We start from the raw sequence: 24118 nt of genomic DNA on the forward strand, positions 1-24118 counted from the left end.
GCCAAACTGCTCAGCCAGATCGCGACAACAGGCCAAGACCTTCCGTGGCTTCGACGACGTTCGAAGGCGCTGTGCTCCGGCTAGCGTTACCGCCCCACCAATGATGAAAATGATGCACCGGCCCGCGTCCATGGCCAACGGCCAGCTCATCGGCGGCCACCAGCGCGGCATGCAAATAGGCCTTGGCCGCGACAACCGCATCCGCGATCGGCTTGCCCTGCGCAAGACCCGCGGCGATTGCGGCCGAGAGCGTGCACCCGGTGCCGTGATCGTTCCTGGTCTTTATCCGCGGCCGCGACAGGTGCAGGACCGTTTCCCCGCTATGGAAAATGTCGGTCGCGTCCTCGCCCTTGGCGTGCCCGCCCTTCATCAGCACCGAACGCGCGCCGAGTTTCAGAAGCATCTCCGCCTGACGCGCGATCTCGGTTTCGGTTTCGGCGATCGCGCGTCCTGTCAACAGCGCCGCCTCGGGCAGGTTCGGCGTCAGAATGAGCGCGAGCGGCAACAACTCCTCCTTGAGCGTCGCGATCGCGTCCGGCTGCATCAGATGATCGCCCGAGGTCGCCACCATCACCGGATCGATGACAGCCTGCCGGCCATAGCGCTTCAGACCGGCCGCAATCACCCCAATCGTCTCGCGGCGAGACACCATTCCGATCTTCACCGCACCGACGGCGAGATCGGAAAACACAGCATCGATCTGAGCCGTAACGACAGTCCGGGAGATGTCTTCCACCGCAGAAACCCCACGGGTATTCTGCGCCGTGACTGCGGTGATCACGCTTGCGCCATAGACGCCGAGCGCAGAGAACGTCTTCAGATCCGCCTGAATGCCCGCCCCGCCACCGGAATCCGAGCCTGCGATGGTAACGGCAATCGCGGTCATCGGCCCACCTGCACGAGGCTTGAGCCCTTTCGGTTTGAGGTAAAAACAGACACGAGCAAAGCGACCTCCCGGAAATGGACGGAGATCCGGTCGAAAAGCGCAAAGACGGCTGATGAGCAGAAGGGCCCTTGCCGTTCCTACGCCGGTATGATCCGGATCAGGTTCAAGGGTCTGGCTCACCGCCATCTCAGCGCAGTCACTGCGCGCCCCTCGGCAGGACTGATGCTAGGGGAGCGTGGGCGGGGATGTCAATTGGCGGATGCCGTGGATCGAGGCCGCGCGTTTCGACACAGCCCCCACGGACCAAGACATCACAGGAGAGGCTCGGGAGTAATACTTCCGCTTCACGGTCCCATTTTCCCGGGATCGGCAATAATCCCGACGCAACATATCGTTAGACATCCATGCGAGACGTATTATCTCGCAAGCGGACCGCAGCGATCAAGGAATAGACTATGAAAATCGAAGAAACGGCTATTCCCTCGGTTTTCTTGATTAAACCCAACCGATTGATCGATGCGCGTGGCTACTTCGCTGAGACATTTCGGGCTGATCGGTTCGCCGAAATCGTGGGGGGGCCCCACCCTTTTGTTCAGGACAATCAATCGCTGTCCCTTGAAGCTGGCACGGTGCGCGGGCTGCACTTCCAACTGGCGCCGCGAGCACAGGGAAAGCTGGTTTCCTGTATCGCCGGCGCCCTTTGGGATGTGGCGGTGGACCTTCGACGCGGGTCGCCGACCTACGGAAAATTCGTAGCCGCAGAGCTTTCTGAAGAGAACGGTCACCAGCTCTGGATTCCGCCGGGTTTCGCCCACGGCTTTTGTACCCTGAAACCCGCAACCTTGGTCAGCTACAAAGTGACCGACTACTACAGTCCTGAGCATGATCGTGGCCTGCTCTGGAACGACCCGGAGCTCGGGATAAACTGGCCGGTGCCCCCGAGTAACGCCATCCTGTCGGACAAGGACAGGGATCAGCCAAAACTTTCCGATCTACACACTACACTCGAGCAAGAAGCTTAGTCTCGATGTTTATAATAAAAGGACTTCGCTGAGATATGCGCGTACTTGTTACCGGCGGGGCTGGCTTTATTGGTTCAGCGGTTATTCGACACCTTATTATCGACAAGGGATATGAGGTGTTGAACGTTGATAAATTGACCTACGCGGGAACGCTTAGCTCCCTTCTGCCCGTCGCAAACAACCCCTCCTATCGCTTCCTCAGAGCTGACATCTGTGATGGACGGGCGATCTCGGAAGCCTTTTCCACGTTCAGGCCCGATCGCGTCATGCATCTCGCGGCCGAGAGTCACGTCGATCGGTCCATCACCGGCGCAAGGGACTTCATCGAAACGAACGTTCTTGGAACGTTCAACCTGCTGGAATGCGCAAGGGCATATTGGCAGTCCATGAAGGATGAGGCCAAACGCAGGTTTCGCTTTCTTCACGTTTCAACGGATGAAGTGTACGGCTCGCTCGCGGATGACCAACTGTTTTCCGAGGTGACGCGGTATGATCCGAGTTCTCCCTACTCGGCGTCGAAGGCCGCTTCCGATCATCTCGCCAAAGCATGGGCACGCACCTATGGCATGCCCATCCTGGTTTCCAACTGCTCCAACAATTATGGTCCCTATCACTTCCCCGAAAAGCTGATCCCGCTGACGATCCTGAACGCGCTCGAAGGAAGGCCACTCTCGATCTATGGCGACGGCACGAACATTCGCGACTGGCTCTTCGTTGAGGACCATGCCCGTGCGCTCGACCTGATCGCGGAGCGCGGTAGAATTGGCGAGACCTACAATGTCGGTGGACGCAACGAGCGGCGGAACGTCGATGTTGCTCGGCGCATCTGCGCCACACTCGATGAGCTTGTCCCCGCATTCCGCCCTCGGGAAGAACTGATCCAGTTTGTCGAAGACAGGCCGGGGCACGATTTGCGCTACGCGATTGACGCGACGAAACTGGAGGAGGAACTCGGCTGGGCGGCGGAAGACAGCTTCGAAAGCGGGATAGAGAAGACGATCCGCTGGTATCTGGACAACGAATGGTGGTGGGCCCCTCTTCGCAAGGGATATGACGGGATTCGCCTGGGTGCGCTGCATACTGGTGTCGGGCAATGAACCAGATGCCGCGTATCGTTGTCACAGGACTGACCGGCCAGGTCGTTCAGTCGCTCGTCGAGCAGGGGAAGAGCCGCAGCGACTCGCAAGTGATCCCGCTTGGTCGTCCGCAACTCGATCTGGAGGATCCGAGTTGCATAGAAGGGGCCGTAAGAGCAGCGGCTCCTGACGTGATCATTTCGGCTGCCGCTTACACCGCAGTTGACCATGCCGAGGCCGACGCGGCCAGGGCCTATGCAGTGAACGCAGTTGCGCCCCAAGAATTGGCGCGTGTCGCGAAAGCCCTGAAAATCCCGATCATTCATCTGTCGACGGACTATGTCTTCGACGGGACAAAATCCACACCTTACACCGAAGGCGATACGGTGTGCCCGATAAACGTCTACGGCAAAAGCAAGTGGGAGGGCGAGCGAACGGTCGCCGCCGCCACCGATAATCATGTCATTCTGAGAACCGCTTGGATCTACAGCCCATTCGGCAGAAATTTCGTCCGGACCATCATTCGTAACGCCCAGAGCCGAACCGAGCTGCCGGTCGTCATGGACCAGACAGGGAACCCGACATCCGCGCTGGACCTGGCGACCGCGATGATCGCCGTCGCGAAAGACCTGTTGGCGTCAGATGCGCAGGCTCTGCGCGGCACCTTCCATCTGGCCGGAACTGGTGACGCAAGCTGGGCCGATGTGGCGGAAGAAATCCTTGCGCTGTCCCAAGGGCTGGGGGGGCCGTCCGCCAAGGTTAACCGCATCTTGACCACAGACTACCCGACTGCTGCAGCGCGCCCCTCAAACTCTCGCCTGGACTGCAGCAAAATCGCGCGACTCCACGGCGTCAACCTGCCTCACTGGAAGAACTCCATCGAAGCCACAGTGCGCCGCGTAATCCGGAACCCAACGGAACTGGAGGTGCCGAAATGAGGGGCATTATTCTCGCTGGCGGAAGCGGCACCCGTTTGCATCCGATGACCTTGGCAACCTCAAAACAACTGCTTCCGATCTACGACAAGCCGATGATCTACTATCCCCTCTCGACCCTGATGCTCGCGGGGATTCGCGACATCTTGATCATCACCACACCGCGGGACCTTCCCAGCTTTCAACTCTTGCTTGGCGACGGGTCGAAATGGGGAATCAACCTGAGCTACGCCGAGCAACCATCTCCCGATGGCCTGGCCCAGGCCTATGTCATTGGAGCCGACTTCGTTGCCGGCCATCCCTCATGCCTCATCCTCGGCGACAACGTGTTTTTCGGACACGGCATCACCGAGCTCTTCATGCGCGCCATGGAACGCAAAGAAGGCGCAACTGTCTTCGCCTACCATGTCAGCAATCCGGACCGATACGGCGTCGTCGAATTCGACAGCGAGCTGAAGGCTGTCGCAATCGAGGAAAAGCCTGCCAAACCCCGCTCCAACTGGGCCGTCACGGGCCTCTATTTCTACGACGAAGAGGTCGTAAACATCGCTGCCAACCTGGCACCGTCCGCGCGAGGCGAATATGAGATTACGGATGTGAACCGGGCCTATCTCGAGCGCGGCAAGCTCCACGTCGAAAGAATGGGGCGAGGCTATGCCTGGCTCGACACGGGTACGCCCGACAGCCTGCTGGAAGCTTCAGAGTTTGTCGCAACCCTCGAGCGGCGGCAGGGTTTCAAGGTGGCATGCCCGGAGGAGGTTGCTTATCGCCTGGGTTTCATAGACGAACAACGACTTGAAGCGCTTGCAGAGCTGTATGGAAATAGTGCCTATGGCCGCTACCTCGCGAGCGTGTTGAACTACGTATGAGGCGCTCGTATGGGGAACCCGCTGCGGCGACCACTTGGCAGGCTTACGGAAAGTGACGGGCGCGCCTGTTGCCTTGAATAGGCCTTCCAGTCACGGGGTTGTGCAACCATGTTAATCTGGCAGTAGTGCCCCGGCGCCAACATAACTGCATTTTTCCCTGTGCCCATTGGCTTCCGCGACGCCATTCGCTAGGTTCCTCCAAAAATCAGGTCGCCCAGGCAATAGCCCGAACCAATTGAGTATGAATTGTATGGAACACGTCGAAATCCAAAAGGGTGTAACTCTTGAAGACTTCTTCCACACATTTATGGATGAAGCTGAATTCAAGGAGTATCGCTTCGCTGAACGTGTGGTATCGAATCTAAAGAAACAAGGAAATACGATTTCCGGATCACCTCGCGTCAGGCCTTCGGATTGCGGAAGGGCCGTCTCAGCACTTTCATCCATACTTGACAGCAACAAATTTCATTTCAGAACTGGGGATCTGCGATATGTCGCCAGGTTCGAACAGTTGATTGCGGATTTGGCTGCATACTGTCAGAAGACATATCCCTCTGAGGCATTGGGCGCGCACATTTTACACGCTCGCGTAAGATTGTTTGCAAACAATCCCGATGGCGCCCTAGAAATCGTGGAACATTACGCCGAACGCCCATACCTAATTGAAGGGAGCTTTGAACACGCGCTCATGATTGCACTCCTTTACGGGCAGTGCCATTTGCAGAAGGGAACACTTGGCAGGTCCAAGATCTCATTCATTAGTTGGGGCCGCTGGCTAGCAGGTATTAGCCGCCGCAATAGTTGGCGCGTCGCGGAAACCTTCGCTCCGTTTATCGGCAGCAGCACAGCTGACCGGAGCGAGCTTGGCATTATTCCTGCGTTAATGCGCCGCGTCTCTAGCGCATACGCGAAGTTTAGGCGCGGTAGCGGCTCGTGGGCCACGAACAGCGTCAGCAAGGCAATAACAACTGCGGCCATTGCGCATCTCGCCTTCCTCTTTGCGCTGCTCGGTGCAACTCAGCGCAACCGCGGCCCACACAACTCGGCCATGGATCTATCCAGCCGTCGCGTACTCGTCACGCGCGCGATGGGTGGCATCGGCGATCTACTCATGATGAGCCCGGGCTTGCGGGCTCTCGCGTCACGAACAGGCCTGCCCATTGACTTCGCGATACCGAGAAAATTCCACGCTCTTTTTCAGAACAACCCGCACGTTAACCTCCTGGATATCGACGGGCCGCCTCTGGATGTAAGCAAGTACCAGACGTGGAAGAACCTATCATTCTGTCCGGCAGGCCGTTACGAAAGCAAGCATCGGCCCAGGGTCAAGAAGGGGCGTGTGGAACTCTTCTCTTTGGGTATGGGTGTACTGCCACACGAACTTAGGCAGCACGGATCGAAGATTGATTACTTCTTGAGCCAGGACGAAATAGAATTTCGTCAACGTTTTAAGGCTGAGAAGGGCCTCGGCGCCAGACCCGTCATTGGTGTGCAACCCTTTTCGCGCGACAGCTACAAAGACTACTCCAGAATAAGCAACGTCATCGAATCACTAAGTCGGACCTACGATGTGATCATCTTTCATCACGTCAGAGATGGACTGCCGTCTGGCGGCGGGATCCTCTCGACGGCCGGGATGCCACTGGGAAATTCGCTCGCGTTGGTCTCTCTGCTGGATGCTATGGTTTGCGTCGACTCAGCCTTTCTACATGCGGCAGCAGCTTTCGACGTTCCTGTCGTAGCAATCTTCGGACCGACAGACGGAACAGCTTTTACAAAACACCACAGCAAGGCCAAGATCCTCTGGAAGCAACAGGAGTTCGCATGCATACCCTGCTGGCGGAACGAGGACATTCCCTGTCCTCTCACCCAGCAAGCGCCCGGAACACAATTTGAGATCGGGCAATTGCAGGTGATGAGCCCGTGCATCAACAGTATTGCTGTCGACGAGGTAACGAGCGCCGTTGGCGAAGTGCTGCGCTCCAACGGGGTCGGGAGATAGGCTGCGATGGAACGATTGCAAGCCGCCGCAGATCAAACGGAGCCAGATTCGCTCTTGCCGAACTGGAGCTTAATCTATCGTCCATCAGCCAAGGGTACGGGCCGCCAGCCTGCTCTTTTCCTTGATCGGGATGGCGTGATTATCGAAGATGTCAACTACATTAGCAACCCGGATGACGTACGGCTGATACCAGGCGTCGGTGAAACGATTCGGCATTTCCGCTCCGCTGGCTTCACCGTCGTGGTCGTCACCAATCAATCTGGCATCGCGCGCGGCTACTTTGATCGGGCTGCGTATTTACGCGTTGAGTGCCGTATCCGCCAGCTTCTGGCGTCGGATGAACCGGATGCCGTTTATGCCTGCCCGTTCCACAAGGACGGCCTGCCTCCTTACAACGTCGACCATCCATGGCGAAAGCCGAATGACGGCATGCTAAGGGCCTCTTCCGCGGCACTTGGTATCGACTTGGAAAAATCACAGATGGTCGGCGACAGCCTTTCCGATATTCAAGCTGGAGTAGCCGCGGGCATAGCTCGCGCCGTTCACGTGCTCACGGGGCATGGACGCGCCCATCGCCCCAGGGTCGAGCAACTTTCTGAGTTTCTCGACGCATCTGGCCCCTCAGCAACGCAGATATCTTGCGTGAATTCGATTGCCGACGTTTTGCCCGCCCTCCAGACAAGCTGATATGCATATTCTCCTCGATATCACCCGCACGCTTGCGCGGCGTTACAACTCCACACCAACGGGCATCGATCGCGTTGAGCACGCTCTCGCACGCTGGCTCGTTTATGAAGGCTCGGCGCTTTACCCCGATGCACACTTTGTTATCACCGCTCCGTACCTGAGAGCGGCGCTGACACGGGAAGATTTTAGGCCCATCCTGACCGAAATTGAGGGGCGCTGGGCAGCGGCGAACCACATTAACGGGCCAACGAAACTCTACGAGGAGCTGCGGCGATCCCTTGAGAGTCCCATAGGAGCACCATCCGCTTCCCGAGGATCGCTACGCCTTTCAGGCGAAAGCGCGAAGCGAACGACCTCCCGCGCATATACTGAGATTGCCCGCCTCTGCCTGCTACACGCTCGCAAGTTTCATCGGATTCTGCGTGATGCGGAGCAGGCTCACACCCTTTATCTGCACTCCTCACATACGCAGTTGGAGAAACCACAACTCTTCAAATGGACGAAAAAGGCAAACATACATACATCCTTTTTTGTACACGATATCATTCCGATCGATTTTCCGGAATTTTGCGGCAACAGATCCGAATTTTTGCACAAACTTAGAATGAAGACTGTTTCTGAGTACGGCTCCTCGATTGTCGCAAACTCAAAGTATACGAAAGACAGACTCTCATCATACTTTGAGGAGGAAGGGCTTGCCGCAAAGAGAATCGAAGTTTCCTATTTAGGGAATGTAATTCAAGAATACAAAGAGGAGAATCTGAAGTCGCCGAGCGCAGCCGTGCCCTACTTTATTTGCTTAAGCACTATCGAGGGGCGAAAGAACATTCAGCATATACTGAATGTTTGGCGACAAATAATACAAAGGAATGACTTAAGATCCATCCCACGTCTGATAATTGTGGGCCGGAGGGGATGGAAGAGTGAAAACGTCATCGACGTACTTGATCGAACCAGAGAACTGGCTCCCTTCCTTATCGAAGTATCGGATCTCAGTGATGTCGAACTCGCCGCGCTAATGACCGGCTCGGCCGGCCTTCTGTCTCCTTCCCTGGTCGAAGGCTACAGCCTTCCTCCGATCGAGGGGGCCGCACGCCACATCCCCGTTGTTGCATCCGACATCCCTGTTCACCGGGAAATCCTCGGAGGGGCCGCTATTTTCCTGGATCCAACAGACGGTCCGGGATGGCGTAATGTTATCATGAGGCTCGCAACCGACGATACATTTCGGCGAGACGCTGTAGCAGCAACCTACAACTTGCGTCGAACGTCATGGGCAGATTTCGCCAGTGACACGCTCTCCAAGGTTGTAGGGACAGCGAAACAAAACCAGTGAGTTACCAACCGTAAGCAGGAGATTTCGAGACGCGATGTAAGAAGCTTCGGCCTATCGTGCGACAACATAGTTCGCTGTAATATAAAAAATCTCACCAAACGCTCTCTTGGAATATCTATCCCGAGGCGAGATATGAAAATCGCATGCGGCGCCCACAAAGACGTAAATCGTCTATCGCCCCACAGATCTACAGAGAAGAGTATATATCGACCGCGAAATCGATATCGTCAAATACTCTCCCTCTACCCGCCTTCAATATAAGTGCCTTGTCACAATAGGATTTTATTATACCAATGTCGTGACTGATCAAGATCATTGAACAGTGTTTCCGTTGCACGAACAACGCGTCATGGCACTTTCGGTGAAATCTCTGGTCCCCTACGGATATCACCTCGTCGATTAGCAAGCAGTCGAACTCAATCGCGAGCGTCAAGGCAAATGCCAATCGCGCTCTCATCCCTGATGAATAAGACTTTACTGGCATGATCAAGTTTCGGCCTAGTTCGGCGAAATCGTCCACGGCCTCGATCGTTTCTTCGATGGGGCGGCCGTAAAGGCGGGCTAGGAACCTGATGTTGTCGAGGCCGGTCATAGATGGCTCAAAACCACCACCAAAAGCCAGCGGCCAGGACATCGACATGCCGCGGTGAATGTGACCCTGCGTCGGTTTCTCCACGCCACCGATCAGCTTTACCAATGTAGACTTACCCGCGCCATTTCGCCCGAGGACAGCTATCTTCTCTCCTTTGGTGATTTCGAAGGATATCCCGTCGAGGACAGTCTTCGGACCGGCCGGCGTGTGATACCTCTTTACAATGTTCTGGAGTGCAATGCTCTGGTGCTCCCGCACCGGCTGCGTCGCTATCGGCAAGGGGGCGGCCAATTCAGACTTCCTCCATCACCAGCTTCGTCATCGAGTGTGTGATCCAAAAGATGGCAAGTCCGATCGCCAGGACCGCGATGACATTTAGGAAACGTGTGGGTTGTGACGGACGATCGGATAAATTTGGCTCAACGACCCTGGCCAAGTATATCTTCTTTCCTTGGAAATTTTGTTTCGCCGACGCCAACGACGCCACAGCGCTTAGCAGCGTCCGCTCTGCAAGCTTGCGCTGCAGAGACACCTGCTCATAGCCCTCCATCTTTTTAGCGAGCGAGTCTCCACCGCCCACCAGCGCTTCCCTTTGCTGAGCCAGTTGGGCCTCTAACGCGTCTCTTTTGTTCTGCAATTGCCGAATCGCTGGATTATTCGGCGTCGTTGACATCTGCAGCGAGAGCTGGGCGTCCACTTTAGCGACCTGCTCCATGGTTCCAGTGATGACCTTGTTTGCCATGGAGACTTCTGCGTCAGGATCGAGAAGCCCCTCGCTATTGCGGAACGCTGTCAGCCGCACCTGGATAGCTTGCAGTTCCGCAGTTGCTTCGTTCACGGTAGCTTCTGCTTCGCGAATCGAGTCAGCTCGTGCTCTCTGGTTCAATGTGTTTACCAATGCCTCAGCCGCCTGCAACAACCGCTCGGTCAAGGCGACTGCATCCTCCGGCGTAAAGGCCTGCACCTCGAGTGTGCTCACTCCGGTCGACTGCTTGAAATCAACGTCGATGTAGTTCTGGAAATGGTGAAACAGATCGTCTTTGGTTCGCCCCGAGATGTAGGTCGGGAAACGAGAGAAGAGATCGACATTGTCTGCGCCGAAGACACGCTCAAGCGTACCATCAGAATTCAGCCAGGTAACCGCGTCGCGCGACTGCAAATACTCCAGGATAGCAAAGCTGTTATCATCCGATCTGCCGATCGTATTTCCAGAAACAAGTGAAAGAACGCCGCCAGATCTTTGATTTTCTCTGACCATAAAAGCTGCTACTGAAGAAAATCGCGGCGAGGCGATAGCAAAATTATAAATAACCGCCAGAAAAAAGGGGACAACGACAAGGCCCAAAAAGAAAAACAATCCCAGTCGGCTTCTCTGCGCGCCAATTAGTCCGGCTTTATTCTCCTCTCGTGGCAGCAATGGTGCAAGCGTGCCCTCAGCCACTACTGGCATTAGGGTCAACGAGAGCTCATTGGTTTCCTGCTTCGTATCGGTCGTCATTGCAAATCCTTGGGAGTTTGGCCTGAAGACCAGGTCACTCTATTTCTATGTGGTCCTGCGCCTTCCGCACCAGTGACCATCCGACGGCATTCGTCGCCAGAGCCCACAGAGCCAAATAACTTACATCCCAATATGTTGGAACCTCAGCACCAAAAAAACCACCTCTGAACATCTCGTTTGCATGCACCATTGGCGACAATAACACGATATGCCGCGCTGTTTCTGGCAGCCAGCTAACCATGTAGAACGCACCTGTGAGCGGCAGCAACAAATACATGATTGGCTGTACGAACCGCTCGAGCGTGTCCGACAGTTCTGTCAGGCACGAGATCGTCAGCGCCACGCCGAAAGTCAGAGCGCACATAAGGAACCATGCCGTCAGCAGGACGAGGTAATCATCGATGGGGGTAATATACTCCAGCAGCCGCAGAGGAACATAGGCGACAAAGAACGCAATCAGGGTGCCAATACACTCCAACAAGCCACGCGCGATCAAAATATCGATCGGCCGCACCGTCCTATGAAACAGAAGACCCGAGTTGTGGCGGAAGCAATGGGTGAATCTGGCAACCATGTGTCGCCACACGGTGAGCATGCTGTACCCGGTCAATACCAGTGGTATAACCTTAACACCGTGGTTCTCTTCTCCGTAGATAAAGGACCACGCTATCATCACGCCTAAGGTCAATATAAGAGGCTCGCCGACAAGCCACATAAAGCCGATATTGCCATGGCCAAATCGCTGCATGAGTTCGCGGATGAGTAGAGCGTTTATCGTGCGCCGCTTCCAGCGGATCTTGGCAATCGCCATATCAAGTTGAGCCATGTGCAAACGCCCTCAGTGAATATTCAAATGCTCGCGGCTCCCGGAAACCAGCAGATAGACCATGACGAAACATGAGAAAGAGAGAAGTGCAACGGTGAATATATAGCGTATTCTCTTCGGCTCTTCAGACTTATCGGGCATGTTCGGGCGAACGACAGCCTCAAGATATACTTGCTTTCGGTTAGCCTCTTGACGCGCTTGCTCTGTCGAATTGACGGCAGCTTCATATTCTTTTTCTGCAAGCGAGCGCCGCAACGACAGCTCTTCGTATCGCCCCACCTTGTTCGCCAGAGCCCCATCGGAGCCAGCGACCTTACCTTGCTCCAGCTCAAGTTGCTTCCGCAGCGACTTGACCCTACTTTCAAGCTCAATAATGCTTGGGCTGTCCTTAGCCGCGTCCTTAGCGAGCCGCAATGCGACTTCCTTCTCGGCCAATTCAGCAGACAAACCCGTTATTACTTCAAAGCTGCCCGTGGCATCCAAAGTCGGGTTGAGAATAACTTCCGAGTTCCTGAATGCGGTCAATTCACGCTGCGCTGACAACAATTGCGCTTCGGCCAGGCCAATCGTTTCCTTCGCCGACTGCAAAGCATCCTGTCGCGCGCGCCTATTCATCGCATTGACCTTCTCCTCACTTAGTTTCAGGAGTTCGTCCGCGATAGTCTTAGCGTCTTCAGGGCGATACGCCGATACGTATAAGGTCGTTATCCCAGTCTCAATATCCTCTTCGAGGACTACCTGATCTTGATAATACTTGTAGAACCCCTCAAAGCTATCGCCGTCAAAAAAGGAACTGTACCTTGTGAGGAAATCGGCCTCGGGCCTCACATACGCCCCAATCACATCAATTTTTTCCTGCAAGCCTTTTAGAGCATCGCGGGAAACGATGTACGCCTGGATGGCAAATGCATCTTCGCTGGCTCGCGATATCCCGAACGTTCGCAGCAGCGCGGAAAGTCCACCAACTTGGTTTCCGTTCAGTCCACGGACAATGAATTTCGCTTCGGATACGTAACGGTCAGAGGCGATAAGCCCGTAATACGCCAAGGACCACGCAGTAGGGACCGCGAAGATGAAAAAGAAAAGCGTGGCGGCGTAATGCTCTGACAGCAGACGCCGCCAACCACCGCGAAGCAACGTCTTCCACCAGGGCGAGTTATCTTTATAGGTGATGTAAGCCTGCTCGCGCACGATCGAAGTGCCTTCCTTATTTTGCCATTGCGATCGTACTGGGAAGGACCGAGCTCAACAGTCTGAGCTTTCGCGTTCCAGGAAGCGATACGTTGCGGCGACACCATCTCTGACAGAGGTAGCCGGTACCGGGCATCCTGCCGCTGCGGCTTTCGTCATCGACGCTTCGGTAAGATATTGATAGCGTCCCTTTAGGGTCTCAGGCATATCGACAAACTCTATGCTTGGCTCTCGGCCAATCGCAGCAAACATTGCGTGCGCCACGTCCAACCACGTTGCCGCAACGCCGGTTCCAACATTGTAGATGTCGCTTTTGAAGTCGTTCTCCAACATCCAGAGAATCATGCGAACACAATCGCCAACGTAAACGAAGTCGCGCTTTTGCTCTCCATCCTTGAAATCAGGCCGCTTCGACTTGAATAACCGTAAGGGCGCACCCCCCAAGAGTTTTTCATAGTTGCTGAATGGAACGGACCGCATGCTCCCTTTGTGCCCCTCTCGGGGCCCATAAACATTAAAGAACTTCAAGCCAGCCCATTTTGGAGGAGTAGGCTCATTTCGAGCAACGATGCCTAACACTTGCCGGTCAAAGGCTAATTTGCTCCATCCGTATGGGTTCAGTGGGCGCAGGCTCGCCTGGTAGTCCCAATCGCTACGATCCAGAAAACCGAGTGCTCCATCGCCATAGGTCGCGGCCGAAGACGCGTATATGAACGGAATGGCCTTCAGAGTTGCTAAATCCCACAAGAATCGGCTGAGTTTGAGATTGTTCAAGACGATCCGGTCTACGTCTCGTTCCGTGGTAGCGCTAATTGCTCCCATGTGAACAATTGCCGTTATCGAATCGCCCCGCCGTCTCAACCATTCGGGCAAATCTTCGGGAAACACGAAGTCTTCAACAGAAGCGTGCCGGATGTTTTTCCATTTGTCATCAGCTCCAAACCAGTCGCAGATCGCAACCGCGCTGCGTCCGCTGAGAGCCTCAACTACATTGGAGCCGATGAAACCTGCCCCGCCGGTAACTAGTATCATTTAGTACAACCTTAGTTCTTCAAGGGTTCAGGCTACGCGGTCGGACACACCAAATTTGATTCGCTCGACTGCGCGGGTCGTTGAGAGGCCCGGCACCAACTCAATTAGATGTACCCGACCGCCGTCGGCTTTCACAACATCACCGCCGACAACCCGGTCTTCCGTATAGTCGGCCCCCTTGAAGAGGTCCGTGGGTCGTAGCGCTTGGATCAGGCTCAGGGGCGTGTCCTCCTCAAAAATCACGACCATGTCAACATCCTGCATTGCAGCCAGGACCGCGGCGCGCGATTCTGCGGGTTGAATCGGCCGCTGCGGCCCTTTAAGGCGCGAAACGGAAGCATCGCTGTTCAACCCTACGACCAGCCGGTCGCATTTCTCCGCCGCTCGTCGCAGCAATTCTATGTGCCCCGCATGGACGATGTCGAAGCAACCATTCGTGAAGCCTACAGATAGGCCTTCCTGCTTCCAACTCGCCACTTGCCCTTTGGCCGTTGTGACATCGCACACAGCTTCGATGAGCGGCTCATTGATTCTGTTAAGCTCTCTGTTGAGTTCCTCCGGCGACAAGACAGCCGTTCCCAGCTTGCGGACGACAGCGCCAGCTGCGGCATTGGCCAAGAACATTGCCTGCTCCATCGTATAGCGGACCGCTAGCGCAGAACAAAAGACCGCAAGCGCCGTGTCTCCTGCACCCGACACGTCAAACACCTCCGTCGTCGTTGCATGGGAGTGAACGGCAGGCTTCCCTTTCTCATAGAGAACCATCCCGAGTTCCGACATCGTCAGCAAGATTTCTGCACCGGTGATTGACGAAACATGCCGAGCTGCGTTCTCCCATTCCTCCATCGTCGCACACTGCGTACTGGTTGCCGCTGCAAGCTCCGAGCGATTGGGCTTGATGACGGTCACGCCTTCGTAAGCCGAAAAATCCCTCCGCTTCGGATCGACAATAACAGGGATAGAGAGTTCTCGGCATCGGTCGATGATGTGCCGCAGGACAACATCATGGACAGCACCCTTTGCATAGTCCGACAACGCGACAACCTGGTAATCACCCACGACCCGGTCGAACGCGTCGACGATCTGCCTCGTAGTAGACTCGTCAAACGGATGCGAGTCTTCCTCGTCGCATCGCAATAATTGCTGGCTGCCACTAACAAAACGAGTTTTCGTAGTCGTTCGTCGGGTTGGATCAATTATCAATTCGCCCTTGCAACGCGGAGTCGCTGTAAGCAGCGCCTTGCACTCACCCCCAGCGGTATCGTCACCGACGACACTGATAAGGCAGCTCACGCCACCAAGTGCCGCAATATTCGCAACCACATTACCTGCGCCACCGAGCATCGATAACTCGCGTTTTGCTAGCAGAACAGGAACCGGCGCCTCGGGTGAGATGCGAGAAACAGATCCGTAGTGAAAGCGATCAAGCATCAAATCGCCAACGACCAGAACTGCGGCACCGCGGAAATCGGTATGACGCATGTTGCGTGCGAACATAAGTAAATCCTACTTGTCAGCGTTAAGGCCCAAATCTTCAGCTTCGGGCCTGCGAGATCTCACCATGGAGCGCCAGAGAAAATGTGACGCCCAGCGCGATGCCGCGTCACCTCTGTAAACGCAAACGCCAGGTGATAGAAGGTGGATGCTGGAATGTGGTCGACCTTTGCCGAGAAATCAGCCGCGCAGATGTGATCCAACCAAAGCCCTGGTGGGACAGACACGCCCCTAACGTTGTCCGGGCCGAGGAAGAACGAAAAAATACGTTCTATAGCCTCGTCAAGTTTATCAGCGGCGAAGCGACTGTCGCTTGGGTACGTTTCACTCATAGCAATCATAGCCTTTACATACTCGAGGTTGGGCCATGAGCGAAAGTCTGCTTTAAGGCAACGCCCGGATGGATCGACGGCATCGTAGATCAAGCCGCTCGACGTATCGAAGCCGTGTTCTCTTCCGAACCAGAATAGCCTCTCCGCGACATGCAACGCGGATTTTTCCCCCATCAGTGCCGAGTAACGTGTGAGGAGCCAGCACCATTCGAAATGATGACCAGGTTCCACAACGATCGGATCGGAGCCAGCGGCACGGCTCCAGTCGTCCCCATAATACTCAGCGAGGGTTTCCGTTTGTGGATCAAAAAAGTCACTCACCGCGAGTTCAAAGATCTCTCTCGCAAGCGCATAAAATAGCTCCCGCCCGCTGAATGCGGCCAGAAAGATTGCCGCTTCCAATAGATGCATATGGGGATTTTGTTGATATGGGGCGCGAGCGTGTTCGCGATGGAGAAAACCTCGTCCCGATGGATGGCCAAGTTGACGGCGAACGGAACGCAGCGTGTCCTCAGCAACGGAGAGGGCACTCTCTTCGCCGGTCAACTTATACCACCAAGCCAGCGCGAAGAGCACGAATGCAAGATCGTAAAGATCAGTTGTCGTGTCCAGCGGATCTCCTCGAGTCGTTAACCGAGAAGCAAATTCGCCGGACCCCAATCTAGCCTTCGTCAGGAGGAACTCCATACCGTGTTCGGCAGCTCGAACAGCTTCTTTCGAACCACCAAGACCAAGATGGGAGAAAGCGTAGATTTGCCGCGCTGTGACCCGCAGGCGCTTAAAGCCCGGATCCAATGGGCGCCCTTCCCAATCCAGCCTCTCTGTAAATCCGCCATTCGACCAGTCAGTTCCGTCGGCAAGCATGCGCGGAATAGAGTGGTCGGCCAACCAGGTCGAGATTTTTACATGCATCCTGAACCCACCGGGAAATCTGATCACAAACTGCACTCAACAGCCGGGAGTTGCTCGCAACTTCGCTAGGCACGGCACGCAAGCCTCACCAGATGAAAAGAGACAACGGCCTTTAGTTGTCAAATTCCTGAGCGCCGTCAAGCGTTCAAAGCTGGAATTTCGTCGAGAGAATGGCGCTGCAAGCATCTATCCTGCGTGGTCGTCGCGTGTCATCCTTGCATCCGCCACGCAAGATAAAGTCTCGAAATGATGTTGCGCGCCATTTCCCCAGCGGCAAAAAAGCCGTCCAGCGACTAATTTCAAGCCATTTCGGTCGTACCAAACGAACTCCAGATTTTGGTGGGCTCGTGTATCGAACTCATCCACGAGTACAATGCGCAAAAGTATGCGCTGCCTTGGGCTGCGCGGCCGACGATCTAGGAGACGGATTAGGACGCGGCGGCCCGCAAACACACGTCCCTAGGGGTACTTGAACTGTTCGTGCGAACGTCCAGCCATCGCGCATAATCCTCCGCCAGCCAGACCCGGCTCGCCTTTCGCAGCTCTATAGTAAGCGCAGAAGTAACGCGCAGAAAATTGGCAACCAGTCGACGCGGCACCAGTACCTACCTCGCACGCATCTCTTCAATCAGCCGCCGACTGCTCCGCCACACCCGCGACTCCGCCCACCTTTCGCAGCTTCACCCCCTTCACCTCCCCCTCAAACGTCTCCACGCGCCGATCATAGTTCGGCGCGACCGTGCCCATCACGCGATCCCAGAACGAGAAATAGTTCGCGTAGTTGTATTTGAACTCGGCGTGGTGCTGGTCGTGATAGGTGGTGCAGAGGAGCGGCGACGGATAGCGCGCGGTGCGCGAGGCGAAATATTCGAAGCCGGCGTGGCCGAAGGTGCCGTTGATCTGGTCGAACAGCCGGTGCGCCAGGAGGATGATCGGCGGGAACGGCACGAGAAAAGTGATGACGGCGTAGTAGCCCTGGCACATGGCCGTATCCACCAGGCCGATCGAATCGTTGCTCCAGACTGTCGGCGCGACGCTGCGGTGGTGCAGCAGATGGTATTTGTAGAAGAACTTGGTGTGCAGCAGCCGATGGGCGAAGTAGAACCAGGCGTCGAACAGCACCATGCAGAGTAAGAAGAGCGGCACGGCCGTCCACCAGCTGAAGTTCCAGGGCGAGAACAGGGTCCACCCCTTGTACTGAACAAAGAGACCGATTGCGACCGCGGTGCAGGTGACGAGGATCGAGGCCATGCTCTGGCGGATCTCGATGGCCTTGCGCTTCTCGCCGCGCCGGCCCTTCTGAATGCGGCGCTCGGGATTGCGGTCGTTGAGCCAGGTGATGCCGTAGCCCAGGATGAAGTACAGCGCCACCGTCGACGCATAAATCGCGGCCAGCAAGCCGACAAAGGTGAGACTGTCCTGAAGAAGGGCGCTCAAATCGTGATCCGTCGCGGAGAGAAAAGTTGAATTGCCGCGTGGACTATACCAACCGCCCTCTCCCACGCAAGTCGTCCCGCCCTAGGCGCGCTCAAGCTCGGTCAGAAATGCGCTCAGTTCCGTTTCATCGATACCGACAAGATGCCGCTGCTGAGGATAGGCGCCAGACCGGACATCCGCTGCAAACTCCGAAAACGCGGCGGTCCGCTCGCGCTGAAGCCTGTCATGTTCGGCGGCAAAGTTTCGATAGATCTTGGCATGGCGCGGCACGTGACCGCGATTGCTGCCGAGCACGTCAGCTGCGAACAGATATTGGGCGTCGCAGCCTGCCCCCGCCCCCATCGAGAGCATCAGCATTGATGTTCTGGCGCTGATCGCCGCTGCGACGTCGCCGGGCACGACCTCGATCTCGGCCGCAAAGGCGCCGGCCTCCTCCAGCGCCTTGACCTGCCGCCAGATCTCGAACGCACTTTGCGCGGTCTTGCCGACCGCGCGAAAACCGCCGGTCCAGGTGGCCTTTGAGGGGATGAGGCCGACATGACCGCAGACGGGAATGCCCTCCTCCCGCATCCGCCGGACGGTGGAAAGCCCGGCGGCGCAATAGACCGCGTCGCCGCCGGCCTTCAGCGCCTTGAAGGCCGCGCGCATATACTCCTCGGCGGTGACGTAGTCGCCATATTCGAGACCAGGAAAGGCAAAGCAGGTCGGCGCCACCTCGCGAAACTCAGGCCCCAGGAGCGCCGGCGGAACGGAAACGAGATCGATGCCGGCTGTTTCCGCCGCTTCGGCTTCATCGAGCGTCTCGACCCGCAGCATGGTGAGCTGGCGCTTGCCCTTCATCGACAAGAGGTCGGCAACGGTCGGGCGGTGGCTTTTCATGAGAAGGCTCCGAAGATCATGGAAACAGGATGGAGATTGCCTCTCGCGCTAGGCCGCGAGAAGCGCCTTGAGCTTGGTTTCGGGCGAGACAAGCGCCTGCGGATCCGGTCGCTTGCCGGCGGCAATCAACATTTCGGCGAGGCGAATGTCGCGCGCCACGGCGTTGCCCGGGCCGATGCCTGACGCAGACAGCAGGCGGCCGCTATCGTCGAGATGGAAGAGGATGAACGCGCCGTCGGAAAGATCGCGCCGCACCGTCGTCGAAGCACCGTCGGCGAGCCCGGCGATCTGCAGCGTCAGGTCATACTGATCGGACCAGAACCACGGCACGCTCGTGATCGCTTCGCCAGCGCCGAGCAGATTGCCGGCGACGAGCGTTCCCTGATCCTGCGCGTTGCGCCACGCCTCCAGCCGTATCCGGCGATCGCCATAGTGACAGAGCGGGAATGAGCAGCAATCGCCGGCGGCATAGATATCCGGGTCGCTCGTTTGCAGCGTGGCGTCGACGGCGATGCCGTTCTCGATCGAAAGGCCGGCGGCTGCCGCCAGTTCGGTGTTCGGGACCGCGCCGATGCCAACGACGACGAGGTCGGCTTCTACGGTCTCATCGCCGGCAAGGGCGATACGTGCGCTTCGGTCGTCTGCGTCGATGCGGTCGATCTTCGCGCTGCAACGGATGTCGACGCCTTCCGCACGGTGCCGCTCGGCAACGACTGCGGCAATGTCCTCAGGCACACCGCGCGAAAGGATGCGTGTGAGCCCCTCGATCAGGATAACGGTCGCACCGAGCCGGCGCGCCGTTGCGGCGAGCTCGAGACCGATGAATCCCCCACCGATGATTGCCAGCTTGCGCTCCGGTGCGAGTTCGCGGCGAATCTCTTCAGCGTCGGCATGTGTTCTGAGCGTGCGAATGCGCCGCGGCGCGTCGCCGGTCCCCGCGATCGTTCGGGCCCGGGCGCCGGTCGTCAGCAACAGCCGGTCATAGGCGATGGCGCTTCCGTCTGCGAGCGTCACGCGCTTTTCGGCGCGATCGATAGACGTGACCGGCGCATCCGTCAGCACCTCGATCCCAGCGGCCGCATAGCGCTCGGCATCGGCGACGTGTTTCGGCGGAAGCTGCGCCTTGAGGCCATCCTTCGAAAGGGGCGGCCGCTCGTATGGCAGATGCGGTTCCGCGCCAATCAGCTTGATCCTGCCGTCATATCCCTTTTCCCTGAGAGCAAATGCGGCCCTTGCACCACATTCGCCAGCGCCCACGATGACGATGCACCCCATCTCAACCTCCTTGCCCGCCGCGGCGAGCCCAATCCTATCGAAAACGGCTTCAGCCAAGGGCGATGAACACGCTTCCGGCCTCGACCTTCACCGGATAGGTCTTCAGGTTGACGCAGACGGGAGCGCCCTTGGCCTGGCCAGTCTTGTAGTTGAAGCGGCCGTTGTGCTTCGGACATTCGATGATGTCGTCCATCACGAGGCCATCGGCGAGATGAATGTGCTCGTGCGTGCAGAGCCCGTCGGTCGCGAAATATTCGTCGTCGGGGCTGCGGTAGACCGCGAAAGTGCGTCCGCCATGATCAAAACGGATGACGTCTTCCTCATCGATTTCGTCCGCGGCGCAGACTTCGATCCAGTTTCCGCTCATGACTTCCTCCCATTCGTTGCGTTTGTCGGTTACTCGGCCGCGTGCACGATCGCATCGCTGTGAAATTCTTCCCGGTAGGGCTTTGCCGTCGCCGGCAGCTCGCGTCTCAGGAAATAGTCTTCGTTGCGCAGCTGCCGCAGAAAGGCCGGGATCATTTCGCGATAGCCGTGCAGCATCGACGGGTTCGGCGCCGGCAGGTCGTGTTTGATCATGGCGTGCAGCTTCGGCAGCGCGTGGTAGGGCACCATCGGGAACATGTGATGCTCCACATGGTAGTTCATGTTCCAGTAGACGAAGCGGCTGACCGGGTTCATGTAGACCGTGCGGCTGTTCAGCCGATGGTCCGTCACGTTGTCGGCAAGACCGCCATGCTGCAGCAGCCCGGTCAGTACATGATGCCAGGCACCATAGAGCCGGGGCAGGCCGATCAGCATCAATGGCAGGATCGAGCCGAGATAGAAGCAGGCGGCAATGGTCGCCGCATAGATCGCAAACCAGATGCGGGCGACGAGGATCGCCTTCGGCTGCTCCATTTCGGGGATGAAGGTCGCCTCCTCGGCGCTGATGATGCCGAACGTATTGCGCACCATGTCGATCATCGCGTGCCAGACATCGAGCACGCCGAAGAAATTGAGAACGAGGCGCAGAAGATCCGGCGGCCGCATGACGGCGATCTCGGGATCCCGACCGACGATCACCGTATCCGTATGGTGGCGGGTGTGGCTCCAGCGCCAGGTGACGGGATTGCGCATGATCATGAAGCAGGCGATCTGGTAGACGGCGTCGTTCATCCACATCGTCTTGAACGCCGTGCCGTGGCCGCATTCGTGCCAGCGGCTGTCGGAGGCCGAACCGTAGAGAACGCCATAGGCGAGGAAGAACGGAACCGCCCACCAGGTGCCCCAGAACGTGATGCCGAGTGCGCCGAACAGAACGAGACAGCCGAGCCAGATCGCGGTGTCGCGGATAGCCGGTCCATCCTCGCGCTTCATCAGTTCCTTCATCTGCTTGCGCGGAATGTCGGTGTGATACCACTCCGCAGCCGAGAGGCCGTTGGCGACGGCCGCCTGCGCATCTCGGCCAAGCAGGCTGTAGTCTCGCTTCGTCGGCGTCATCGTCATTTGCGCTCCTCCCCACGGTCCGACCCGATCTGGCCGGCGACGTCTCATCTCGTGCAATGACGATAGGTTGACTTTTGCCAGGTCTCAATGCAGCAATGATATATTCTCTCAAATGATATCATCCAGCGCATTTCATCTGTGATGCAAACCTATCAGGAGACGCGATGAGCAACCGCCCGACCATTGCCGACCTTGCGCGCACCGCCGGCGTCAGCGTCGCGACCGTCGATCGCGTGCTGAACGGCCGCCATCCCGTGCGGGAGGAAACCGCGCGCCGGGTCTATGAGGCGGCCAAGGCGATCGGCTATCACGCCGTCGGCCTGATCCGGCAGCGCGTCTTCGAGGACCTGCCGCAATACAGGCTTGGGTTCGTGCTGCAGAAGCCGGAGCAGGCCTTCTATCAAACGGTCGCGAAGGAAATCGACAACGCCGCGCTGTCGCTGTCGCATGCCCGCGTCTTCGCCCAGGTCGACTTCGTCGCAAACTCCACTCCATCGGCGATCACGGAAAAGCTTCGAGCCGCCGCAGCACGCAACCAGGCCATCGCGCTCGTCGCTCCCGATTATCCGGCAGTGACCACCGCGATCGAAGAACTCAAGGAACGCGGCATCCCCGTCTTCTCGCTGCTTTCGGACTTTGCTGCGGGGGTCCGCGAAGGCTATGTCGGCCTCAACAACCACAAGGTCGGCCGCACGGCGGCGTGGATGATCACGAAAGCGGCCAAGCGCCCCGGCAAGGTCGCGGCCTTCGTCGGCAGCCATCGCTTTCTCGGCCACGAGCTTCGAGAGATCGGCTTCCGTTCCTATTTTCGCGAGCATGCGCCCGATTTCGAAGTGCTGGACACCATGGTCAACCTCGACACGGCCGAGATTACCCATGAAGCGACACTCAACCTGCTGCAGCGCCATCCGGATCTGATCGGCTTCTACGTCTGCGGCGGCGGCATGGAAGGTGCGATCTCGGCAATCCGGGAAGAAAAGCTCGAAGGCAAGCTCATCGCCGTCGTCAACGAGTTGACGGCGGATTCCCGGGCGGCCCTTGGCGACGACGTCGTGACCCTGGCGATATCGACGCCGACCGCCGCGCTCGCGCGCGAAACGATCAACCTGATGATCCAGGCGATCGACAAGGGTCCGACCGGCGCCCCGGGGCAAACCTTCCTTCCGTTCGACCTCTTCACGCCGGAAAATATCTAGCGGAGCATGATGGAATTCCATCATTGACGAAAGGCGATCTTGCAGAAATGCAAGGCGTTTGAGCACCGCGCTCTTTGACTATCCTCAAGCAGTTGGCGATTTGGCCGCGACGTTATAAATGGAATGAACGTTCCATTTATAACGTTTGACCCATCCCACTGGAGGAGACATTCCCGTGACCGCCCTGCCCTTCGCTCTCAACCACATGACGACGCCAAGCCTGCCGCTTGGCGCTTTTTTCGAACTCGCCAGATCGCTCGGCATGTCCTCCGTCGAAATTCGCAACGATCTTGATAACAACGCGATTCTCGATGGCACGCCGGCAATGGATGTCGCCGCGCTCGCCGGCCGTTACGACATCACGATCATCTCGATCAATGCCTTGCAACGTTTCAACGAATGGAACGAGCGCCGGCAGGCCGAAGCCGAAGAACTGATCGCCTATGCACGCGACTGCGGCGCCATGGCCCTTGTCCTCGTTCCCGTCAATGACAGCTCGGGCCAGGCCGATGGCGAACGCCAGGCAAATCTTCGCAAGGCTCTGACGGCACTGAAACCGATGCTCGAAAAGGCCGGAATCATCGGCCTCGTCGAACCGCTCGGCTTCGAGATCTGCTCGCTGCGCTCGAAGACGGAAGCCGTTGACGCAATCAAGGCAGTCGACGGCGAAAAGACCTTCCGCCTGGTGCACGACACGTTCCACCACCACCTCGCCGGCGAACTCGAAATCTATCCTGAGATGACCGGCCTCATCCACATTTCCGGCGTCACCGATGAACGCGTTGCCGTGACGGACCTGCGCGATTCGCACCGCGTGCTTGTCGATCAGGCCGATCTGCTCGACAACGTCGGACAGATCCGGCGCCTGCGTGCAGCGGGCTATGCAGGCCCGCTTTCCTTCGAGCCATTCGCCGCCGAAGTTCACGAATTGGCGGATCCCGCCACCGCCGTCAGGCAGAGCGTGGACTACATTCAAATCCACATCTGAACATCTCCGGCGTGAGCCCGGCAAATCAACAACGGGCGCCGTATCAGGTCTTGACGGCGCCCGCATAAAATGGAATACATATTCCGTAATCGCAATTTACTGGTTCGTTTATTCCGTTTTATTCGAGGGCGCAGCGGGAGTGCCGCTTTCGAGATGAGTGAGCGC

22 protein-coding genes and 1 riboswitch are annotated in these 24118 nt (G+C 57.2%); of the genes, 9 read left to right on the forward strand and 13 right to left on the reverse strand.

Annotated elements, in window-relative coordinates; genetic code table 11:
- Positions 1-10: 10 nt before the first annotated feature.
- Positions 11-886, reverse strand: coding sequence for a bifunctional hydroxymethylpyrimidine kinase/phosphomethylpyrimidine kinase (gene thiD, locus XB14_RS24475; RefSeq protein ID WP_077965205.1), 876 nt, complete (start codon positions 884-886; stop codon positions 11-13).
- Between the two features lie 117 nt (positions 887-1003).
- Positions 1004-1107: riboswitch (TPP riboswitch) on the reverse strand.
- A gap of 234 nt (positions 1108-1341) precedes the next feature.
- Between thiD and rfbC the strand changes: the two genes are divergently transcribed.
- From rfbC to XB14_RS24510, 7 genes are all read left to right on the forward strand, one after another.
- Positions 1342-1908, forward strand: coding sequence for a dTDP-4-dehydrorhamnose 3,5-epimerase (rfbC, locus tag XB14_RS24480; RefSeq protein ID WP_077965207.1), 567 nt, complete (start codon positions 1342-1344; stop codon positions 1906-1908).
- 35 nt (positions 1909-1943) lie between these two features.
- Entirely contained in the window at positions 1944-3005 is a 1062-nt protein-coding gene (gene rfbB / locus XB14_RS24485; RefSeq protein ID WP_077965209.1) for a dTDP-glucose 4,6-dehydratase, read from the forward strand.
- Positions 3002-3922 (forward strand): dTDP-4-dehydrorhamnose reductase, encoded by a 921-nt coding sequence (gene rfbD, locus XB14_RS24490; protein ID WP_077965211.1) that lies wholly within the window; start codon positions 3002-3004, stop codon positions 3920-3922. The genes rfbB and rfbD overlap by 4 nt, the downstream gene beginning before the upstream one ends.
- On the forward strand, positions 3919-4788 hold the full coding sequence (gene rfbA / locus XB14_RS24495; protein ID WP_077965214.1) for a glucose-1-phosphate thymidylyltransferase RfbA: 870 nt from the start codon (positions 3919-3921) through the stop codon (positions 4786-4788). The genes rfbD and rfbA overlap by 4 nt, the downstream gene beginning before the upstream one ends.
- 250 nt (positions 4789-5038) lie before the next feature.
- The gene (locus tag XB14_RS24500) at positions 5039-6790 is read left to right on the forward strand and encodes a glycosyltransferase family 9 protein (RefSeq protein WP_179119654.1); all 1752 of its coding nucleotides are present in this window, start codon (positions 5039-5041) and stop codon (positions 6788-6790) included.
- Positions 6791-6796: 6 nt separating this feature from the next.
- Entirely contained in the window at positions 6797-7477 is a 681-nt protein-coding gene (locus XB14_RS24505) for a D-glycero-alpha-D-manno-heptose-1,7-bisphosphate 7-phosphatase (protein WP_077965218.1), read from the forward strand.
- 1 nt (position 7478) lies between these two features.
- A complete protein-coding gene (locus tag XB14_RS24510) occupies positions 7479-8813 on the forward strand; it encodes a glycosyltransferase family 4 protein (protein WP_077965220.1) in 1335 nt (444 codons plus the stop codon).
- A 187-nt stretch (positions 8814-9000) separates the two neighbouring features.
- Here the strand turns inward: XB14_RS24510 and XB14_RS24515 are convergent, their stop codons facing one another.
- From XB14_RS24515 to XB14_RS24570, 12 genes are all read right to left on the reverse strand, one after another.
- Positions 9001-9696 carry an ABC transporter ATP-binding protein gene (locus tag XB14_RS24515; protein WP_327327204.1) on the reverse strand — a complete coding sequence of 232 codons (696 nt, stop codon included), beginning with the start codon at positions 9694-9696 and terminating at the stop codon, positions 9001-9003.
- Between the two features lies 1 nt (position 9697).
- Complete coding sequence (locus tag XB14_RS24520) at positions 9698-10903, reverse strand: hypothetical protein (RefSeq protein ID WP_077965222.1); 1206 nt, start codon at positions 10901-10903, stop codon at positions 9698-9700.
- Positions 10904-10937: 34 nt separating this feature from the next.
- Positions 10938-11729 (reverse strand): ABC transporter permease, encoded by a 792-nt coding sequence (locus tag XB14_RS24525; protein ID WP_077965224.1) that lies wholly within the window; start codon positions 11727-11729, stop codon positions 10938-10940.
- A gap of 12 nt (positions 11730-11741) precedes the next feature.
- The gene (locus XB14_RS24530; RefSeq protein WP_077965226.1) at positions 11742-12920 is read right to left on the reverse strand and encodes a hypothetical protein; all 1179 of its coding nucleotides are present in this window, start codon (positions 12918-12920) and stop codon (positions 11742-11744) included.
- Between the two features lie 54 nt (positions 12921-12974).
- Positions 12975-13952, reverse strand: coding sequence for an ADP-glyceromanno-heptose 6-epimerase (gene rfaD / locus XB14_RS24535; RefSeq protein ID WP_077965228.1), 978 nt, complete (start codon positions 13950-13952; stop codon positions 12975-12977).
- Positions 13953-13979: 27 nt separating this feature from the next.
- The gene (rfaE1, locus tag XB14_RS24540) at positions 13980-15449 is read right to left on the reverse strand and encodes a D-glycero-beta-D-manno-heptose-7-phosphate kinase (protein WP_077965230.1); all 1470 of its coding nucleotides are present in this window, start codon (positions 15447-15449) and stop codon (positions 13980-13982) included.
- A 59-nt stretch (positions 15450-15508) separates the two neighbouring features.
- Positions 15509-16690 (reverse strand): AGE family epimerase/isomerase, encoded by a 1182-nt coding sequence (locus XB14_RS24545; protein WP_143348522.1) that lies wholly within the window; start codon positions 16688-16690, stop codon positions 15509-15511.
- Positions 16691-17314: 624 nt separating this feature from the next.
- The gene (locus tag XB14_RS24550; RefSeq protein WP_077965234.1) at positions 17315-18127 is read right to left on the reverse strand and encodes a sterol desaturase family protein; all 813 of its coding nucleotides are present in this window, start codon (positions 18125-18127) and stop codon (positions 17315-17317) included.
- An 81-nt stretch (positions 18128-18208) separates the two neighbouring features.
- A complete protein-coding gene (locus XB14_RS24555) occupies positions 18209-19006 on the reverse strand; it encodes a 3-methyl-2-oxobutanoate hydroxymethyltransferase (protein ID WP_077965236.1) in 798 nt (265 codons plus the stop codon).
- 48 nt (positions 19007-19054) lie between these two features.
- Positions 19055-20281, reverse strand: coding sequence for an NAD(P)/FAD-dependent oxidoreductase (locus tag XB14_RS24560; protein ID WP_077965443.1), 1227 nt, complete (start codon positions 20279-20281; stop codon positions 19055-19057).
- A gap of 49 nt (positions 20282-20330) precedes the next feature.
- Positions 20331-20648 carry a MocE family 2Fe-2S type ferredoxin gene (locus XB14_RS24565; RefSeq protein ID WP_077965238.1) on the reverse strand — a complete coding sequence of 106 codons (318 nt, stop codon included), beginning with the start codon at positions 20646-20648 and terminating at the stop codon, positions 20331-20333.
- 29 nt (positions 20649-20677) lie between these two features.
- Positions 20678-21769 carry a fatty acid desaturase family protein gene (locus XB14_RS24570; protein WP_077965240.1) on the reverse strand — a complete coding sequence of 364 codons (1092 nt, stop codon included), beginning with the start codon at positions 21767-21769 and terminating at the stop codon, positions 20678-20680.
- A 164-nt stretch (positions 21770-21933) separates the two neighbouring features.
- On the opposite strand from XB14_RS24570, the gene XB14_RS24575 reads away from it, so the two are divergent.
- Together XB14_RS24575 and XB14_RS24580 are read left to right on the forward strand one after the other, a co-directional pair.
- Complete coding sequence (locus XB14_RS24575; RefSeq protein ID WP_077965242.1) at positions 21934-22965, forward strand: LacI family DNA-binding transcriptional regulator; 1032 nt, start codon at positions 21934-21936, stop codon at positions 22963-22965.
- A gap of 175 nt (positions 22966-23140) precedes the next feature.
- Positions 23141-23953: a TIM barrel protein gene (locus tag XB14_RS24580; RefSeq protein WP_077965244.1), complete on the forward strand. Its 813-nt coding sequence runs from the start codon at positions 23141-23143 to the stop codon at positions 23951-23953.
- Positions 23954-24118: the final 165 nt, after the last annotated feature.

The organism is Ensifer adhaerens, assembly GCF_002007205.1.
GTDB classification, from domain to species: domain Bacteria; phylum Pseudomonadota; class Alphaproteobacteria; order Rhizobiales; family Rhizobiaceae; genus Ensifer; species Ensifer adhaerens_D.

Excerpts from the sequence above, each read along its gene's own strand:
- thiD (WP_077965205.1), bottom strand. The coding sequence starts at position 886 with ATGACCGCGATTGCCGTTACCATCGCAGGCTCGGATTCCGGTGGCGGG.
- rfbC (WP_077965207.1), top strand. The coding sequence starts at position 1,342 with ATGAAAATCGAAGAAACGGCTATTCCCTCGGTTTTCTTGATTAAACCC.
- rfbB (WP_077965209.1), top strand. The coding sequence starts at position 1,944 with ATGCGCGTACTTGTTACCGGCGGGGCTGGCTTTATTGGTTCAGCGGTT.
- rfbD (WP_077965211.1), top strand. The coding sequence starts at position 3,002 with ATGAACCAGATGCCGCGTATCGTTGTCACAGGACTGACCGGCCAGGTC.
- rfbA (WP_077965214.1), top strand. The coding sequence starts at position 3,919 with ATGAGGGGCATTATTCTCGCTGGCGGAAGCGGCACCCGTTTGCATCCG.
- XB14_RS24500 (WP_179119654.1), top strand. The coding sequence starts at position 5,039 with ATGGAACACGTCGAAATCCAAAAGGGTGTAACTCTTGAAGACTTCTTC.
- XB14_RS24505 (WP_077965218.1), top strand. The coding sequence starts at position 6,797 with ATGGAACGATTGCAAGCCGCCGCAGATCAAACGGAGCCAGATTCGCTC.
- XB14_RS24510 (WP_077965220.1), top strand. The coding sequence starts at position 7,479 with ATGCATATTCTCCTCGATATCACCCGCACGCTTGCGCGGCGTTACAAC.
- XB14_RS24520 (WP_077965222.1), bottom strand. The coding sequence starts at position 10,903 with ATGACGACCGATACGAAGCAGGAAACCAATGAGCTCTCGTTGACCCTA.
- XB14_RS24525 (WP_077965224.1), bottom strand. The coding sequence starts at position 11,729 with ATGGCTCAACTTGATATGGCGATTGCCAAGATCCGCTGGAAGCGGCGC.
- rfaD (WP_077965228.1), bottom strand. The coding sequence starts at position 13,952 with ATGATACTAGTTACCGGCGGGGCAGGTTTCATCGGCTCCAATGTAGTT.
- rfaE1 (WP_077965230.1), bottom strand. The coding sequence starts at position 15,449 with ATGTTCGCACGCAACATGCGTCATACCGATTTCCGCGGTGCCGCAGTT.
- XB14_RS24545 (WP_143348522.1), bottom strand. The coding sequence starts at position 16,690 with ATGCATGTAAAAATCTCGACCTGGTTGGCCGACCACTCTATTCCGCGC.
- XB14_RS24555 (WP_077965236.1), bottom strand. The coding sequence starts at position 19,006 with ATGAAAAGCCACCGCCCGACCGTTGCCGACCTCTTGTCGATGAAGGGC.
- XB14_RS24560 (WP_077965443.1), bottom strand. The coding sequence starts at position 20,281 with ATGGGGTGCATCGTCATCGTGGGCGCTGGCGAATGTGGTGCAAGGGCC.
- XB14_RS24565 (WP_077965238.1), bottom strand. The coding sequence starts at position 20,648 with ATGAGCGGAAACTGGATCGAAGTCTGCGCCGCGGACGAAATCGATGAG.
- XB14_RS24570 (WP_077965240.1), bottom strand. The coding sequence starts at position 21,769 with ATGACGATGACGCCGACGAAGCGAGACTACAGCCTGCTTGGCCGAGAT.
- XB14_RS24575 (WP_077965242.1), top strand. The coding sequence starts at position 21,934 with ATGAGCAACCGCCCGACCATTGCCGACCTTGCGCGCACCGCCGGCGTC.